Source organism: Undibacterium sp. TC4M20W (assembly GCF_049340245.1).
Classification (GTDB): Bacteria; Pseudomonadota; Gammaproteobacteria; order Burkholderiales; family Burkholderiaceae_D; genus Undibacterium.
Window position 1 is genome coordinate 40614 of the sequence record NZ_JBMPPI010000010.1, and the last position, 15242, is coordinate 55855.

Genomic DNA, 15242 nt, shown 5'->3' on the forward strand with positions numbered 1-15242 from the left:
CCATGAATAAGCTGCCTGATTTCTTTGTTCAATATGATTTGCCTGCAGATGCGGATGAACGTGCCATTAAACGCGTCTACGCACGCCAATTGAAACTCATCAATCTGGAAACTGATCTTGAAGGATTTCAGGCTCTGCGTCTTGCGTTTGAAGCGGCACTGACATGGATGCAGAACCAGGCGCAACAAACTGAGCCTGTTCCTGTTGATATGCAGGTCAATTGTGATAGCACTCTGGCAGTGGCAGTGCCAGTAGGAACGCTTGATTTCAGCAACCAGCAACCGGTAATCCAGGATGCCGGAGCCGCACTTGCTGACGCTAGCGATCCTACTATGATTGCTGGCCAGCTTATCGCCGACATGTTGGAAGACATGCGCAAACATAGTCACGAGCACGCATATGTCGACAGGCGTTTTTTACAGGCACTTGATGATCCACGCCTTATCCATATGGAAACAAGCCTCGCATTTGAACTAGCACTGGCGCAATATCTTGTACAAGGCTGGCAACCTGGAAATGGTGAACTGTTTGAAATTGTGAGCGAGCATTTTGGATGGGATAGTGACAAGAAGCGTTTACTGAATTTTGGTGAGCTTGGTCATATATTGAGTGTCGCACTGCTTGAGCAGTCTGAATTCAATAAAAATGACCATGGCGTCCGTTCCCGCTATTGGTCCTTGTTATTGAAGGCAAGGTATGAGCGTGAGCCAGGTCATGAATACTTGACAGATTATCTTCCGACGATATCGCGCATACATGAGATGTATCCGGTGTGGACTATGATGGTCAGCAGCAGGGAAAATATAAAAGCTTGGTATGCCAGCCATGAAGCTGCACAAAGGGAAGCAGTTTCTGCGCAAGAAACTGTTTCGGCAAACGCAGCGATCAATAAGAAGGAATCTCCTTATTTGAGGTTTATGTTCTTCCTGTATGTTTTATTCTGTCTATTCATCGTATTCTCAATTGCGATGATGATCAAGCGTGAGCCCTTACATACTGCTCATCATAATCAGGAGGATACGCGCCTTAGCGTCATTGAATTGATGAAGGCTGGAGATGGGTATTTCAGCGGGAAAGGAAGTTATACCAGGGACGTGAATGAAGCTATCTACTACTGGGGCCTGGCATCAAATAAAGGTAGTGGAGAGGCATCTTATCAACTGGCATGGATTTTTGATCCTGCTAATGGCGTTAATGCCAACCTGATGCGTGCGTTGGAGATGTATGCCAAAGCAGCCGATCAAGGACATCTTAAATCACAATTAATGATGGGGAATTACTATGCCAGCGGTGATGCTGCGAATATCAGTAAAGCCCTATATTTTTATGAATTAGCAGCCCGGCAAGGGAATCATGAAGCACAGCTCAAGCTTGCGCGACTATATGAAAAAGCGCAAGGCATCCTTGATAGCGAAAAAAAGTCAGTCGATTGGTTGCAGGCAGCTGCTGACGGTAAAGAGCCTGGTGCAGAAAGCAGTCTGGCTGACCTGTATTTGCACGGCGGGCGGGGCATTCGTAAAGATGAAGAAAAGGCTTATTATTGGGCCGCCAGAAGCGCTGCTCAAAATGATCCTGCCGGACTGAGTTTGTTGGCGCAAATCTATGAGCAAGGTTTGGCACAACAAGCAGTGGATCTGGATCGGGCCAGCAAGCTATATGCTGCAGCCAGTGATACCGTCAAGTTTGCACGTGAACGGCTTGCTGTCATTTGCAAGACGACAAAGTATGCTGGATGCCGGGCATGAGCTCAGGGGGGCTGCGAAAGTCAACCAGACCAGTCAACGCTCAGCCCTGATACCCTGTTGTTCACGCCATTCTTTCAACAAAGCCTGGCGTGAACGTGGGTAAGTTTGATTTGCCACCTGCAAGGCCTGTATGCGGTCAGTGCGAAAGTGTCGGAAGTCATTGCGTAATTCGCACCAGGCGACGATGATGCGCAGATTATCAAAGAAGGACAGGGCGCAGGGCCAGATGATGCGTTCACTGGCCTTGCCTGTTTCATCCTGATATTCAAGTACCAGTTTGTGTTGCTTGCGTATGGCCAGGCGTATCTCGCGCAACTGCTCATCATTGCCCGCGTTCTTGCTGCTGGGGCCTATCAACAGGCCGCTGGTCTCCAGTTCCAGCCTGGCTTCTGCTGGCAAGACTGAGGCAATTTTTGCCAGCGCATCGCGTGCTGCCAGTGCCAGTTTATGGTCTGCCTGCTGCGCCACCCAGCGCGAACCCAGGGCGATGGCGGCAATCTCTTCTTCAGTGAACATCAAGGGTGGCAGGGTAAAACCTGGCTGCAAGACATAGCCTACGCCAGCTTCACCGGCAATTTTTGCGCCCTGATTTTGCAGGGTAGCGATATCGCGGTACAGGCTACGTAAACTAATCCCCAACTCTTGAGACAGCGCCGCTCCGCTGACAGGGTAGCGATGCCGGCGCAGTATTTGCATCAGTTGTAGCAGGCGTTCAGTGCGCGACATGTGTATATCCGTGAGAGTGGTCAGACACGATGGTCAGTGTCTATAAATCATGCAATTTTAACCTGATCAACAGCAGCAGGCAGCATGGAAAATTATTCACACTGCATTACAGCAACTTCGTCAGCATAGTCTTACGCAACTATCGTCTTAGTCCGATTTTGTTCTTGACAGCGGGGGACTATTATTCAACTCATGGATGCAGGGCGAACAAAGCGGCTTAATTAAGGAAATAAAGTAAAAAAATAAAGGAGCGATCATGCCAAGAACTACATGGAGCGCAAAAAGAGAGCGTCAGTTCAAGCATATCAAAGACAACTTAATTAACAGTGGCCGCAAGCCCGGCCTGGCTACAGAAATTGCTGCACGCACCGTTAACAAAGAAAGAGCACAGCATGGCGAGAGTAAGCAAGCGAGCAAGACCTCCCTGCAGGATATGCCCGCAGGGAGGCGCGGCGGGCTTCATTCACATAGTGGTGTAGCTGGTCGTACCTTCGCACAGTTATATCAGGAAGCACGCAGGAAAAATATCCGGGGCCGCTCGGGCATGAACAAGGCTGAACTGGAGCAGGCAGTTGACAGGCCAAGGGGGCACAGGCAGGCGAATACAAGTGCAGGATAAATCGCAAAAAGAAGTACAGAAATAAGTGCGGAATAGATAATAAATAAGAAATAAGAAATAAGAAATAAGAAATAAGAAATAAGAAATAATAGATAAGAAAATAATTAAAACTAGATAAATCATTCTTTGCATGGGTGAAATCATGATTGTCATCGGCATCAATAAGGCACCGGCACAACAATGGCTGCTCGTTGCATTACGGACCGCGAAGGCTGCGGCAGAAGCGAATGAAGTTGAATGGGAATATGCCCATATCAGAATAGAATTGCCGCAAGGTCGTTCTTACTCCAAGTTGCCAGGTCATTTGAACCTGGTGGAAAATTAACCACAGCAGTCACGCAGGCATAGGGGAAGATCATGAATACGCCGCAACTCGTTTTGTATGGAGTCCTGGCCATGGTCTTGCTGACTTCATTGTTTGTGAAGAGATAATCATGAGCGCTCATTATTTAAGCCTGACCTTATGCAGTCTCTTGATGTACGCACAATATGCCTGCGCTCAAGAAGCAAGGTTGTCGGTCAGCAGAGAAAGCGCAGGGCAACAAATGAGCCGCGCCACAGGAGCGGTTAAAGAACAGGCTAAAGAACAGGCTGTTACCAAAGAGCAGGCAATTGCTGAGCGCGATGCTGGTGCAGTGCAAGAGCTTGCAGCATCACGGACAGCAGTGCTCGAATCTGGACAATCCGGACAGCCCGACTTGAATGGCCCACCTGTTCCTCCCGTCGCTGACGCGCAGCTTGCTGGCAGAAGCGGCAATGCGGGCAATGCGCAACCGGCGAATGGATCTGACTTATATACCCGTGTGACAAGAGAGTATTACAGCCAGTCTGCAACTCCTGCCAGACAAGAAAAGCCAGGCACTTTGTCCAAGTTTGGTTTGCGCTATTCTCAGGCTGGCAGTGATCATCTATGGCTGGAATACCGGTTCAGTGATAAAGGCGCATTGCGCTTGCGCGGTGCAGCCCACAGAGGCGTCAGAGTGCTGGCAGTGTTTGAATATTGGTAGATCAGTGGGCATATCACTAACTGCATGCACTAATTTGTCAGGCAATTTCTGCATTATTCTTGCACCACAAATCCACCGCTAATTCATGATTAATTTATCATCAATGCACCACTGCAAGCGAATAAACATCCTTGTCCGCATGCAGTGTCCGGCCCAGTTGCCTGGTTCAATCAAACGCGGCTTCCCGTTTTTCAGGCACAGGGCACACTATCAGGAGCAATCATGAACAGCAGACTTCATACCACCCTAGAGCGAACGCCAAGCATGCATTACAAGAATTATGATATTTTTGTAATCGCCTTCCCCCGGCCTGACGGCCACTGGTCTGCCAGTGGCGAAGTACAAAAGTATGGCGCGCAAGGACTGGAAATTGCCCAGCAGTTCAGCGGCCCCTTCAAGGCAAATAGCGAAACCGAAGCCAGGCTTGCCGTTATCCGCGATGCGAAAATGAAAATAGATGCGATACTGGCTGAGCTGGATTAGGGCAAGGTTCATTTTTTCATTATCCGTGCCATCAGCACAAAGTATGGCTGCTGGCCTGCAGAGTACTACAAACTGCATGCCCCAATCCTGAGCCAGTCACAACTGCTCAGGCACAAATGCACGCTGTGAGACAATCTACGAAGATGACCAGCACATCACCGCGACCCCGGCTGGCTGAACTTTGTTATGATCTTTAACCAATATTGATCATCCATCAAATCCATGTCAAACATACTGCTGGAAGGCTACACCACCAACGAAATCCTGAACCTTTCTGCTGAACTGATGCAATCCATCATACTCAGTGACGAAGCTCTGGTCTTCAAGGCCGGCTCAGCTAACATGCTGGGCCGCTTTTGTGTGTCTGGCGACACCCTCATTCTGGAACTTGCGCATGTCGATGGCGGCGGCGAAGGTGCATTACCCGCGCTGGCATCATTGGCCAGCCGCTATGCGCAACGCGAAGGTTTACAGTTTCTGGAATGGCGTGTGCACGCCGTACACTGTGCCAGACCCAACCTGAAATTACGCCGTGTACTGGAAAGATGCGGCTTTGTCGTTCGTGAATTACCAGACGTGGGGGAATGTTTTTGGTTGAGGAGTGCAATCGATACCGAGCCCGAGTAGTTACCATTAACGCTGCGAAATCGCTTGCTGGATTGGAAATGTATGGATGTCAGACCTTATCCCTACTTTCTGGAAACTACTACATCAAAATTCTTTCTCTAATCTCTTCATAAGTAAGTATATCTTCGCCAACGTCTTGAAATACCGATGGCCAATTTTTGCAAAAATCAGAAGCTATTCGATAGTATTCTGACGGTTCAGCGTCTCCAGATACATCAATTTCAAGAAGCATTTTAGCCACTGCACCCAGCTTTTTTGTAATCAGATCCCATTCATTTTGATCAAATTCGTCAAATATTTTGGGGACATAATTAGGTTCTGCATATATGATTAAATATCCCTCTTTAAGTGGTACAAAGAATTCATAAACATCTTTAGCTATTGCTCGAACCTCCTCTCCTCCACGCTCAAGCATAAACGCTCTTAGCTCTTCATATGGAACAGACTCAGCTACTATTAAGTATGCAGTTGAACTCATAGAAATTCCTTAATCGCCAGCTAATCGTAATTGCGCACAGGAAAGGATGAGCAGAACATAATCGCTCGCCAAGTTGGCAATGCATCAATATCAGACCTGTGAAGCAGCAATTGCTGTAATTCAAGCAATTTTTCCAATCCTTCCTTTTTGCTTTTACACCCTTTTGCCTTATGCATTTCCAGCGCTCGAATATGACGGGCATTAAAGCCGATATCCGCTTTTTTCAACATCTCCTTTCTCAACAGCGAAACAAATCCAGTCATCGGATACCGGGCAAGTATGGCTGCATACCAAAGCCGTAATTCAGAAAATCTTTCAACAGAAAAACAAAGAGCAATTACTTTTTGTAGCAACTCTTTGTCTTTTACGCCTCTTCGAACTACTCGCAAGCCTAATGCCCACGTTGTTGCTCGCGGGCTAATAAGTAATGCATTGATGAGTTCCCATGCATCCCCCATTTCCAATTTGGACAAAAAACTGACCACCGAATTTTCGAAAGAAGAGTCCATCCTACCAGAAGGTATCTGTGCCAATATATCGGGCAAGAACGTAAAAGAATTAATGGATGTAGCCATGATCTGCTAGCTTAAATTTTGGTACGATTAGAAGAGCGTATTTTCCCGTGGGATTGATAATGTATGAATGCCAGATTTAACCTCACCCTTTCAGAAATAATTCATCTCTCTTGCTTTTTAAATGAGGTTATTGTAGTCATAAAAGTATTCCTCCATCTCCTCAGCAGTCCAAATGTGACCATCAAGGCGATCGACTGTTATGCTGCCACCAGTTGAATCACTCTGGTTCGACTCGTTGTTTAGATAGTAACTAAGAAACATTGGATAATGAATATCCCCAATACGCTGCCTGGAGGTTACATTCATACCCAAAGGAGTTGCGTACTGCTGTGCGAGCGCATTCACTTCCTCAAAGCTCAGTAAATCCTGGTCCCGATATTTAACAGGTATATTCCAAGAACGAACTCTATTGTTTCTTAAATGAGTAACAATTGCCACTCCGGTTAATCGTCGAATATTCATATGTAAATACCCAACGTATGTTGAATTTACATCGAAGACTAAGTCGCTTTGGAAAATTTTTAACTGGTTTAAATAGAATGAATCTCCAGCAATTTTATCCAGCAAATAAATATCACAATTTTTCATATGACTAGCTTCTTAAGTCGTTCAAATCAACATACTTTGACTCATGGAGAATCAATGCCCTCTTAATCCCGTGGCATCAAGTTTAAGGTAAATTCGAGTTGTTGTACTGCCTGTGACCCAACCAGCGTCTTCTTTGAAAATGTATGAGTGAAGACTGAAAAGATTTACTGAATTTCCCTCTGAATTGACACTGTCGCAGAGGGATAAGCCGGGCGCTGTCGTTACCCGCGCAGCTCTTCTATCAACTCAATAATCTCTTTGCCATAACTCTCTAGCTTCTTGTCACCGACACCGGAGATGGCCCGCAAAGCGGGCAGGGTGGCGGGTTGCTGGCGGGCGATTTCGCGCAGGGTGGCGTCGGGGAAGATGACATAGGCGGGCACATTGTGGGTGCGAGCAGTTTCTACGCGCCACCAGCGCAGTTTGTCAAAGACGGTCTGTGCTGTGCTGTCTAGGTCAGACTCAGCAAAGTCCTTGGCGGACTGGCGTTTGTGTTTGACGGCTTTTTCAGCTTTTTTGTACTGGCGTAGCTGGACCTTGATCTCGCCGCGTAATACGGCGCGGGATGCTTCGGTCAGTTTTAGCGAGCTATAGTTTTCATAATCGACGGCAACCAGGCCGAGGGCGATCAACTGGCGCAACAAGGCACGCCATTCAGCTTCGCTCTTGTCCGAGCCTATGCCGTAGGTAGAGAGTTTTTCATGCCGCCATTGCTGCACACGCTCGGTATCAATGCCGCGCAGGATGTCGATGACATGGCCAGCGGCGAAACGCTGATCTACACGATAGACTGTGGACAGGATTTTTTGCGCAGCCACACTGCCATCAAATGAACTGGGCGGGCTGATGCAGGTATCGCAATTGCCGCAGGGCTGTGCGGCCTGGCCGAAATATTCCAGTATATGGGTGCGGCGGCAGTTCAGGGTTTCGCACAGGGCCAGCATGGCTTCGAGCTTGACGCTTTGCACACGCTTGAAGGTTTCATTGGCTTCTGACTCGTCGATCATGCGGCGCTGCTGTACCACATCCTGCAAGCCATACGCCATCCAGGCATTGGCGCTGGCACCATCGCGGCCAGCACGGCCAGTTTCCTGGTAATAGCCTTCTATGCTTTTTGGTAAATCCAGATGGGCGACAAAGCGCACGTCGGGTTTGTCTATGCCCATGCCAAAGGCAATGGTGGCGCACATGACGATGCCATCTTCGCGCAGGAAGCGCGCCTGGTTGCGGCTGCGGTCAGTCAACTCCATACCGGCATGATAGGGCAAGGAGTTAATACCGTTTTCGTTCAAAAATTCAGCCGTTTCTTCGACCTTTTTGCGCGACAGGCAATACACGATGCCCGCATCACCACTGTGCTGGGCCGTGATGAAGTCCAGCAATTGCTTGCGGCCATTGGCTTTTTCAACGATCTGGTAGCGGATATTCGGGCGGTCGAAAGACGACACGAACTGCATCGCGTTTTCGAGTTGCAACCTGTGGATGATTTCATCGCGGGTTTGCTGGTCAGCCGTTGCTGTCAGGGCAATTCGCGGGACGTTAGGGAAACGCTCATGCAGTGCTGATAGCTTGATGTATTCAGGGCGGAAATCATGACCCCATTGCGAAACGCAATGCGCCTCGTCAATCGCAAACAGGGCGATGTTGACAACTTGCAGAAGTTCCAGGCAGCGTTGGGTCAGCAGGCGTTCTGGGGCGATATACACCAGATCGATATCGCCTTCGCGCATTTTCTTTTCTACTGCCAGGATTTCATCAAAGCTTTGAGTGGAATTCAAAAAGGCAGCACGTACACCTACCTCGGCCAGAGCATCAACCTGGTCTTGCATGAGAGCGATCAGGGGCGACACGACGATGCCCACGCCACTGCGCAGCAGGGCCGGTATCTGGTAGCACAGAGATTTACCGCCGCCCGTAGGCATCAGCACCAGGGCATCGCCGCCATTGACAACGTGTTCAACGATTTGCCCTTGCTGGGAGCGGAAAGCCGGGTAGCCAAATACGGTCTGCAATACGTGCAGGGCCTGATCTACCGTATTACTGCCGGTATTTGTATGCGTATAGCCCGCGGTCACTGCTGTAGTTACTGCTGTCGTCACTGCGGTACTTACCTCTGTCGTCACTTCAGTTGTCACCAATCAGTCTGCCCAGGTAATCACGCCAGTGTAGGCGGTAATCAGGATCATGATACCAAAGGCGATACGGTACCAGGCAAACACATTGAAATTATGCGAGCTGATATAACGCAGCAACCAGCGCACGCAAAAGAATGCCGAGATAAAGGCGGCAACCGTACCCAGGCTGAACATGGGCAAGTCTGCCATCGACAAATCTTCACGCGCCTTGTACAGCGAATACACGGTGGCACCCAGCAGCGTAGGTATCGCCAGGAAGAACGAAAATTCAGTGGCCGCCTTGCGCGACAGGCCAAACAGCATGCCGCCTATGATGGTCGCACCAGAACGGCTGGTCCCGGGGATCAGGGCCAGCGATTGCGCCAGGCCTATCTTCAAAGCATCGAGCAGGCTCATGTCATCAACAGTTTGTATGCGCGCATGGCTGCTGTCGTGAGCGTCAGCACCTGCCTGCCTGCGTTCCACCAGCAGGATGATGACGCCGCCTATGATAAACGCAAGAGCAACCGGCACCGGTGCAAACAGGACAGCCTTGATTTTTTTGGAGAACAGCAAGCCCAGTACGGCTGCTGGCAAGAAGGCGACGATGAGGTTTAGCGCAAACTTGCGGGCTTTGGGATCATTGCCCAGGCCGCCTACGACACTGGCTATCTTGGCACGGTATTCCCAGCACACTGCAAAAATTGCACCGGCCTGTATGACGATCTCAAATACTTTTTGTTTCTCGCCGGTGAAATTCAGCAAACTGCCTGTCAGTATCAGGTGGCCGGTGGAGGAGATGGGCAAGAATTCCGTCAAGCCTTCGACGATACCCATGATGATGACTTTGACGGCGAGTAGTAGATCCATAAAAACACAAAAATAAGGAAGTTTTAGTCGGGACGAAGCTTAGCATGTCGCCTGTCACACCTGCTTGAAAATTTACTCCTGAGTGCCAATGCTCAAGTGCAATTGTTTGCAGTATGACTATGCCTGAGCATTTGCCAGATGGCAGCAGCCTGCACCAAAAGTACCGTATTTTAGTACTTTGCCTAATTTCATTGTCACTAAAATGAAGCATCGCGATACTTCGACTTGTTTAATGATGATGGCTTGATACCGCATGTCCCTGCAACCCAAACGATATACCACATTTTGCCAGTATGGCCGCGCTGCCAGCCTGCACGCGCTTGTGGTGTTGAGTTTGATTCTTGGCCTGAGTGCCTGTAGCACAACGACCATGCCAGCCCCGCCAGCCCAGGCCACGGCAGGTCTGGACGGCGGCGCAGATACTGTATTGACGGAATACCGCAGTAACCAGGTTGAAGTCACGCTGGTGCGGCAACAGTATGTCTGGCGCTTGCCAGACGCCAACCAGCATCTGGCGCAGTTTGCTCACCACATCCAGGTAGATGGCACTGTGCCCACCCGTTTGCAGGAATTTATCGTCACCTATAGCAAAGCCCAGCATCTGCCGCGCAACGCGCCTGCGGACAGTGCCCTAATGAGCGCGAGCCTGCGTGACCAGGTGCAGATCAGCAGGAATGGCAGCTTCATGGTGAGCGAAAGCATATCGCCGGTGTTTACTGGTGAGCAAAGTTACCGCCGCCTGGAAGCGGCCAGTCTCAAGGTTGGTAATGAAACCTATGTGCTGACCGTGGCCAATGGCTTTTTACACAAGCCCATGTGGCTGGCGATATTCGCGGCAGATGGCAACCCCGTCTATCGCATAGGTCTGCCTCACGGGCACTGGCAATTGACGGAGCATGCCGACGGTATTTCCATTGTCGATACCTCGGGTTCTGGCAGGCGTTTGCTGATCAGGCCTGAGCATTAATGAAGAGCAAGCCAGGTGCGGCACGCATGCGTTTTGCCCTGTTTGTTTGCTTATGTATGAATTTGAGTGGCTGTTTTATTGCGCTACCTGTCGTTGGCGGAGGAATTGCCGGGGCTGGACAGGACAGGGCAGGACAGCGATGCAGTCAAGGCAGAAGCCTGGAATTACCCTGAATTTAAGGAGAAAGATGTGCAAACCGAAATCACCCAGCAAGTAAATAACAAGACACGCACTGACCGCAATAATTATTTTGCCGACTTTGCCGACTATGTGCATGTGCGCCGCAATACACCTACCAGAATGGGTTCGTTTGAATTCAATTTTGTACGCTCTGGCACTGACAATGGCGTACTGATACAGGTTTATCATGATGGCCTGCGCATTATGCTGGAACGCATACCTTCCGCCTTTTACATGGGTGAGTTGCAAGCCAGCGAAGTACAGATAGGCGGGCGCGACTACCTTTTGCTCGCGGCCAATTCCCGCACCAGTACCCAGCGCATGTGGTTTGGCATCTACCGGCCGGATGGCAGCAAGCTGTATGCCGCCAGCCTGGAGCAGTCAGTCGTGCGCGTTAATCAAAATGATGACGGCATCTCACTGTTCTTTTTGAGTGGAGACTCCATGCGCATCAAGATTTGATCGCAAGGATAGAGGGGTTTGCAAAAAAACTGGTAGCAAGAAATTTAATTTCCCAGACCAGGCCAGCAAATTTGCTGAAGTCGCAATTTGCTGGACTGGATATTCTGTAATTAAAACTCTTCCCAATCCTGTTCAGCGGCTTTTGCTTTTCTTTGCGGTATCTGGCGGATTTGTGCTCTGGCTGCATTTGCCGCATTACCAGGTTTGACTGCGGCCCTGGCAATGACTGGCTTGCGTCCTGCATTCACGGGGCGGCCAGTTTGCACGGCAGGATTTTGCGCCTGCTCCATGATGTGGAACTGTGACACCAGCTCAGACAATTTGCCTGACTGCTCGCGCATGCTCTCTGCTGCTGCGGCGGCTTCTTCCACCAGGGCGGCATTTTGCTGGGTCATCTCGTCCATCTGCGTGACGGCCAGGTTCACTTGTTCGATACCGGCACTTTGTTCCTGGCTGGCCGCGGTGATTTCACTCATGATGTCGGCCACATGCTGGACGCTGGAGACGATGTCTGTCATGGTCTGGCCAGCAGTATCAACCAGCCTGCTGCCATGTTCGACCTTACCCACCGAGTCATCAATAAGGTGTTTGATTTCTTTGGCGGCAGATGCGCTGCGTTGCGCAAGGTTACGCACCTCGGTCGCCACCACCGCAAAACCACGGCCTTGTTCACCGGCGCGGGCTGCTTCAACGGCGGCGTTCAGGGCCAGGATATTGGTCTGGAAGGCGATGCCGTCAATGACAGAAATAATATCGACAATCTTGCGTGAGCTTTCTTTGATCGAGCCCATGGTCTCTACCACCTGACCAACTACTTCACCACCCTTGACAGCCACGCCGGATGCCGAGATCACCAGTTGATTGGCCTGGCGCGCATTGTCGGCATTTTGTCTGACGGTGGATGTCAGCTCTTCCATCGATGAAGCGGTTTCTTCGAGTGAGCTGGCTTGTGATTCTGTGCGGGATGACAGGTCAGCATTGCCAGAAGCAATTTCTGCCGCTGCCACATTGATGGTCTCGGTGCCATGGCGCACATTACCGATAACACTGCTGAGGCCAGTGTTGATGCCATTGATGGCATGCATCATCTTGCCGATCTCATCATTCAGTTTGATCTCCAGGGTTTCACTCAAATCACCCTGAGCCATTTTCTCAGCAACTGCCGTGGCCCTGGACAGCGGCCTGGTAATCGAAATCGTCATCAGCCAGGCGCAGGCGACTGACAGCATCGCGGCAACCACAGAAAGCACGATCAGCAGTATGCGGCTGGTTTGATAGGTTTGCTGGATTTCAGCCGACATTTCGTCTATCTGCTTGCGTTGCAGACTCAGCATTTCTTCTATTTTTTTGACATATAGTGCCGCCGCAGGAATGAAGCCTTTTTCCAGCGCCTCATTGGCCTCATCGACCTTGCCATCTTTTTTAAGGGTAACCACGGTATTGCGGGTGCTCAGGTAGGCCTGGCGTTGCTCGCCGATTTCTTTAAAGAGGGCGACTTCGTCAGCGCTTTTCATATGCTCGGCAATACCTTTTTGCAGCAAGCCAGAGACACGGGTAGATTCTTCCTGTTCTGCTGCAAAGAAGGTCGCCAGTGAGGGGTCGCTGCTTCTCGCAATGGCTGTCGTGCGGCGTACGCCCGTGTGGATATTGCGGTACCAGTCACTGACCAGACGCTCGGTTGCCAGCGGGTCTTTCAATAAATCGTCTGCCGCGGCGGCCACGGTATTTAGCTTGATGATGGCAACCAGGGTCGTTACAAAGAACAGGGCGAGTATGAGGGTAAAACCGATACCTAAGCGCTTGCCCACCGAGAGGTGTTTAAAAAGAGAGATCATAGATTTTCAATTTGTTGTCATAAGACAAATGGAAAATGCAGACCTCTATGCGAACGCATATTGCGATGCCTGGCCTGCATCAGGAAGACAGGAAATTGACTTTCCATATGGCAATTATACTTGGAAGTAATAAGCTAATTGTATAAAGCTTGTACAATTTTAATGCAAATTTCTATAACAATTGTTGCATCTGCCATAGCCAAATCTTATGTCCGGGCATTGGCAAGTATGTAGATGGCAGCGCATTTGTTAAGTGCAGTCTAGATCAAAATTTACAAATAAGCATCCCGGATTTTGCTTACTGTGGCTTTTTATGACTTAGCAAATAAACCAGTATGGCCTTTTGTACTGGCAGGAGCAGGTTCTTTTGCCGGTAGCCAGTAAAGCCTGCATAACTGACGGGGTCAAAGGCAATTTCCCTGCCTATGGAAAATGGTGGCGTTGGCAACAAATGCGGCATGCCCATCTGTTCAAGATGCCCGGTAGTTAATGACCAGTCTGCATTTGCATAGCTCTCAGGCCAGCCATCGGTGATGACGATATCAAAGCTGGATTCAATCGATGAGGCATAGCTGACGTTTGGTTTTGCTTCATGAAAGGCAGCCTCACACAACTGCGTGACCTGAAAGCCCATGACCACCGCCAACTCATGCCAGGACCGCATGACATTGGTAGGCGGGCCCCACAGGCATATTCTCGCCTGCTGTATCGGTGCAATTGCCTGATTTACATAATAAGCATCTGTCAATACCTCGCATGGGTGACCCTGGCTGGACAGCGCATTGACGACAGGGCGGCAGCTATTGTTTGCAAAGTCCGCCAGGCGCTCATGATTGCGTTCGCGTATGACATAGATGTCGTAAAAGTCATCGAGATAGGCGGCCAGGTCTGTGGTTCTCTCTGCTGTCTTCAGCACATTGGGCAATTCAACAAAGCGCAGGCCCAGTTCCTGGAAAGCCTGTATGAAGCTGGTGCGGGTGCGTATGCCATTGCCCTCAAACGACCATGCAACCCGCCCCTGGATATGCATGTCCTGGCGTTCTGCCAGCTCCCAGATGCTGGCAATCTCTTTAGCAGTTAAGTCAGATATGTGAATGATGCTCATACTTCTTTGTTTTATGAAATGGACGGAGCAGTTGCAAGTTCAAGCTGTGTCAGAAAAAACATGGCTTGTTCACGTCTGTCCCCACACATTTCCACCGAAGCCCGCAAGCCTGAGCAAACTGCAGGGCGGCTGGCCAGACCAAAAATTTTGCATCCCCAATTTTCATCCAGTTGTATGCAGGGCACGCCCGCGGGTTTGCCGTCCGGCATGCCAGGTATAGGGCTGGTGATGGATGGCGCGATACAGCAGGCGGCGCAATGGGGGCGGCAGGAAAAAGAAGTACTCATGCGCGCATTGTAAAGTATGCGGGCAGTTACTCGCGATAAGTATGTAATTTCAGTATTTCTGCCACACGCGGTCTGGTGTGTTTTTCTATTGGACTTTCATGAGGAAGGTCATGCGGATGATGGTATTCACCTGAATCGAAAGCAAGAAAAATAGAAAATGCAGGCTCTGGGGTATTGATTTCAGTATCGAAAAAAGGCGCAGTTGTCATGATGTTGAACAGATGATTCATCACGGCATCGCAGTCTTCATAAGCATAGCGCTGCTCATGAAATCCCCGGGCTACCTCGAGAGAAAACTGATTAAAAAACAATTCATGACTGATTCTTGCTTTACTGCAATGTAAAAGTATTTCGTCTGCTGTTGGCTTATCTTCTTGTGTGGTCGAAGATTCGACCAAAGCTTTGATACTCATATCGATTTGGTGTTTAAAAATTGCCTGATTTGGAATTGACAGGCGATGTCAATAGTCGGTAATTGAGGCGCTGATTATGTTCCAGTATATGTTGTTATCTGAATCACAGTCAAAATATGTTCCTGTGGTTTGCCTTGAACCGTGTTGAGTTCTGGACTGGA

At 49.6% G+C, this 15242-nt stretch carries 18 protein-coding genes; 8 read left to right on the forward strand and 10 right to left on the reverse strand.

Annotated elements, in window-relative coordinates; genetic code table 11:
• Positions 1-2: 2 nt before the first annotated feature.
• Positions 3-1745: a tetratricopeptide repeat protein gene (locus ACO0LL_RS14145; protein ID WP_422951493.1), complete on the forward strand. Its 1743-nt coding sequence runs from the start codon at positions 3-5 to the stop codon at positions 1743-1745.
• Positions 1746-1778: 33 nt separating this feature from the next.
• On the opposite strand, the gene ACO0LL_RS14150 is transcribed toward ACO0LL_RS14145, so the two are convergent.
• Positions 1779-2471 (reverse strand): helix-turn-helix transcriptional regulator, encoded by a 693-nt coding sequence (locus ACO0LL_RS14150; RefSeq protein WP_422951494.1) that lies wholly within the window; start codon positions 2469-2471, stop codon positions 1779-1781.
• Between the two features lie 256 nt (positions 2472-2727).
• On the opposite strand from ACO0LL_RS14150, the gene ACO0LL_RS14155 reads away from it, so the two are divergent.
• From ACO0LL_RS14155 to ACO0LL_RS14175, 5 genes are all read left to right on the forward strand, one after another.
• On the forward strand, positions 2728-3090 hold the full coding sequence (locus ACO0LL_RS14155; RefSeq protein WP_422951495.1) for a plasmid stabilization protein: 363 nt from the start codon (positions 2728-2730) through the stop codon (positions 3088-3090).
• Positions 3091-3232: 142 nt separating this feature from the next.
• Positions 3233-3415 (forward strand): hypothetical protein, encoded by a 183-nt coding sequence (locus ACO0LL_RS14160; protein ID WP_422951496.1) that lies wholly within the window; start codon positions 3233-3235, stop codon positions 3413-3415.
• 109 nt (positions 3416-3524) lie between these two features.
• The gene (locus ACO0LL_RS14165; RefSeq protein WP_422951497.1) at positions 3525-4097 is read left to right on the forward strand and encodes a hypothetical protein; all 573 of its coding nucleotides are present in this window, start codon (positions 3525-3527) and stop codon (positions 4095-4097) included.
• 222 nt (positions 4098-4319) lie between these two features.
• The gene (locus ACO0LL_RS14170) at positions 4320-4580 is read left to right on the forward strand and encodes a hypothetical protein (protein ID WP_422951498.1); all 261 of its coding nucleotides are present in this window, start codon (positions 4320-4322) and stop codon (positions 4578-4580) included.
• Positions 4581-4802: 222 nt separating this feature from the next.
• The gene (locus tag ACO0LL_RS14175; RefSeq protein WP_422951499.1) at positions 4803-5207 is read left to right on the forward strand and encodes a hypothetical protein; all 405 of its coding nucleotides are present in this window, start codon (positions 4803-4805) and stop codon (positions 5205-5207) included.
• 79 nt (positions 5208-5286) lie between these two features.
• Here ACO0LL_RS14175 and ACO0LL_RS14180 read toward each other — a convergent pair whose 3' ends face one another.
• From ACO0LL_RS14180 to ACO0LL_RS14200, 5 genes are all read right to left on the reverse strand, one after another.
• On the reverse strand, positions 5287-5685 hold the full coding sequence (locus ACO0LL_RS14180; RefSeq protein ID WP_422951500.1) for a hypothetical protein: 399 nt from the start codon (positions 5683-5685) through the stop codon (positions 5287-5289).
• 20 nt (positions 5686-5705) lie between these two features.
• Complete coding sequence (locus tag ACO0LL_RS14185) at positions 5706-6260, reverse strand: hypothetical protein (RefSeq protein WP_422951501.1); 555 nt, start codon at positions 6258-6260, stop codon at positions 5706-5708.
• 117 nt (positions 6261-6377) lie between these two features.
• Entirely contained in the window at positions 6378-6848 is a 471-nt protein-coding gene (locus ACO0LL_RS14190; RefSeq protein WP_422951502.1) for a hypothetical protein, read from the reverse strand.
• A 221-nt stretch (positions 6849-7069) separates the two neighbouring features.
• Positions 7070-8923, reverse strand: coding sequence for a DNA helicase RecQ (gene recQ, locus ACO0LL_RS14195; protein WP_422951615.1), 1854 nt, complete (start codon positions 8921-8923; stop codon positions 7070-7072).
• 63 nt (positions 8924-8986) lie between these two features.
• The gene (locus ACO0LL_RS14200; RefSeq protein ID WP_422951503.1) at positions 8987-9832 is read right to left on the reverse strand and encodes an undecaprenyl-diphosphate phosphatase; all 846 of its coding nucleotides are present in this window, start codon (positions 9830-9832) and stop codon (positions 8987-8989) included.
• A 253-nt stretch (positions 9833-10085) separates the two neighbouring features.
• Here ACO0LL_RS14200 and ACO0LL_RS14205 point away from each other — a divergent pair, with 253 nt between their 5' ends.
• Together ACO0LL_RS14205 and ACO0LL_RS14210 are read left to right on the forward strand one after the other, a co-directional pair.
• Positions 10086-10799, forward strand: coding sequence for a hypothetical protein (locus tag ACO0LL_RS14205; protein ID WP_422951504.1), 714 nt, complete (start codon positions 10086-10088; stop codon positions 10797-10799).
• A gap of 66 nt (positions 10800-10865) precedes the next feature.
• Positions 10866-11441, forward strand: a complete 576-nt coding sequence (locus tag ACO0LL_RS14210) for a hypothetical protein (protein ID WP_422951505.1) — start codon at positions 10866-10868, stop codon at positions 11439-11441.
• 110 nt (positions 11442-11551) lie between these two features.
• Here the strand turns inward: ACO0LL_RS14210 and ACO0LL_RS14215 are convergent, their stop codons facing one another.
• The 4 genes from ACO0LL_RS14215 to ACO0LL_RS14230 all read right to left on the reverse strand — a co-directional run bounded on the left by ACO0LL_RS14215 (position 11552) and on the right by ACO0LL_RS14230 (position 15081).
• The gene (locus ACO0LL_RS14215) at positions 11552-13276 is read right to left on the reverse strand and encodes a methyl-accepting chemotaxis protein (RefSeq protein ID WP_422951506.1); all 1725 of its coding nucleotides are present in this window, start codon (positions 13274-13276) and stop codon (positions 11552-11554) included.
• Positions 13277-13574: 298 nt separating this feature from the next.
• Entirely contained in the window at positions 13575-14381 is an 807-nt protein-coding gene (locus ACO0LL_RS14220; RefSeq protein WP_422951507.1) for an ornithine carbamoyltransferase, read from the reverse strand.
• Positions 14382-14392: 11 nt separating this feature from the next.
• On the reverse strand, positions 14393-14668 hold the full coding sequence (locus ACO0LL_RS14225) for a YkgJ family cysteine cluster protein (protein WP_422951508.1): 276 nt from the start codon (positions 14666-14668) through the stop codon (positions 14393-14395).
• A 26-nt stretch (positions 14669-14694) separates the two neighbouring features.
• Complete coding sequence (locus ACO0LL_RS14230) at positions 14695-15081, reverse strand: hypothetical protein (RefSeq protein WP_422951509.1); 387 nt, start codon at positions 15079-15081, stop codon at positions 14695-14697.
• Positions 15082-15242: the final 161 nt, after the last annotated feature.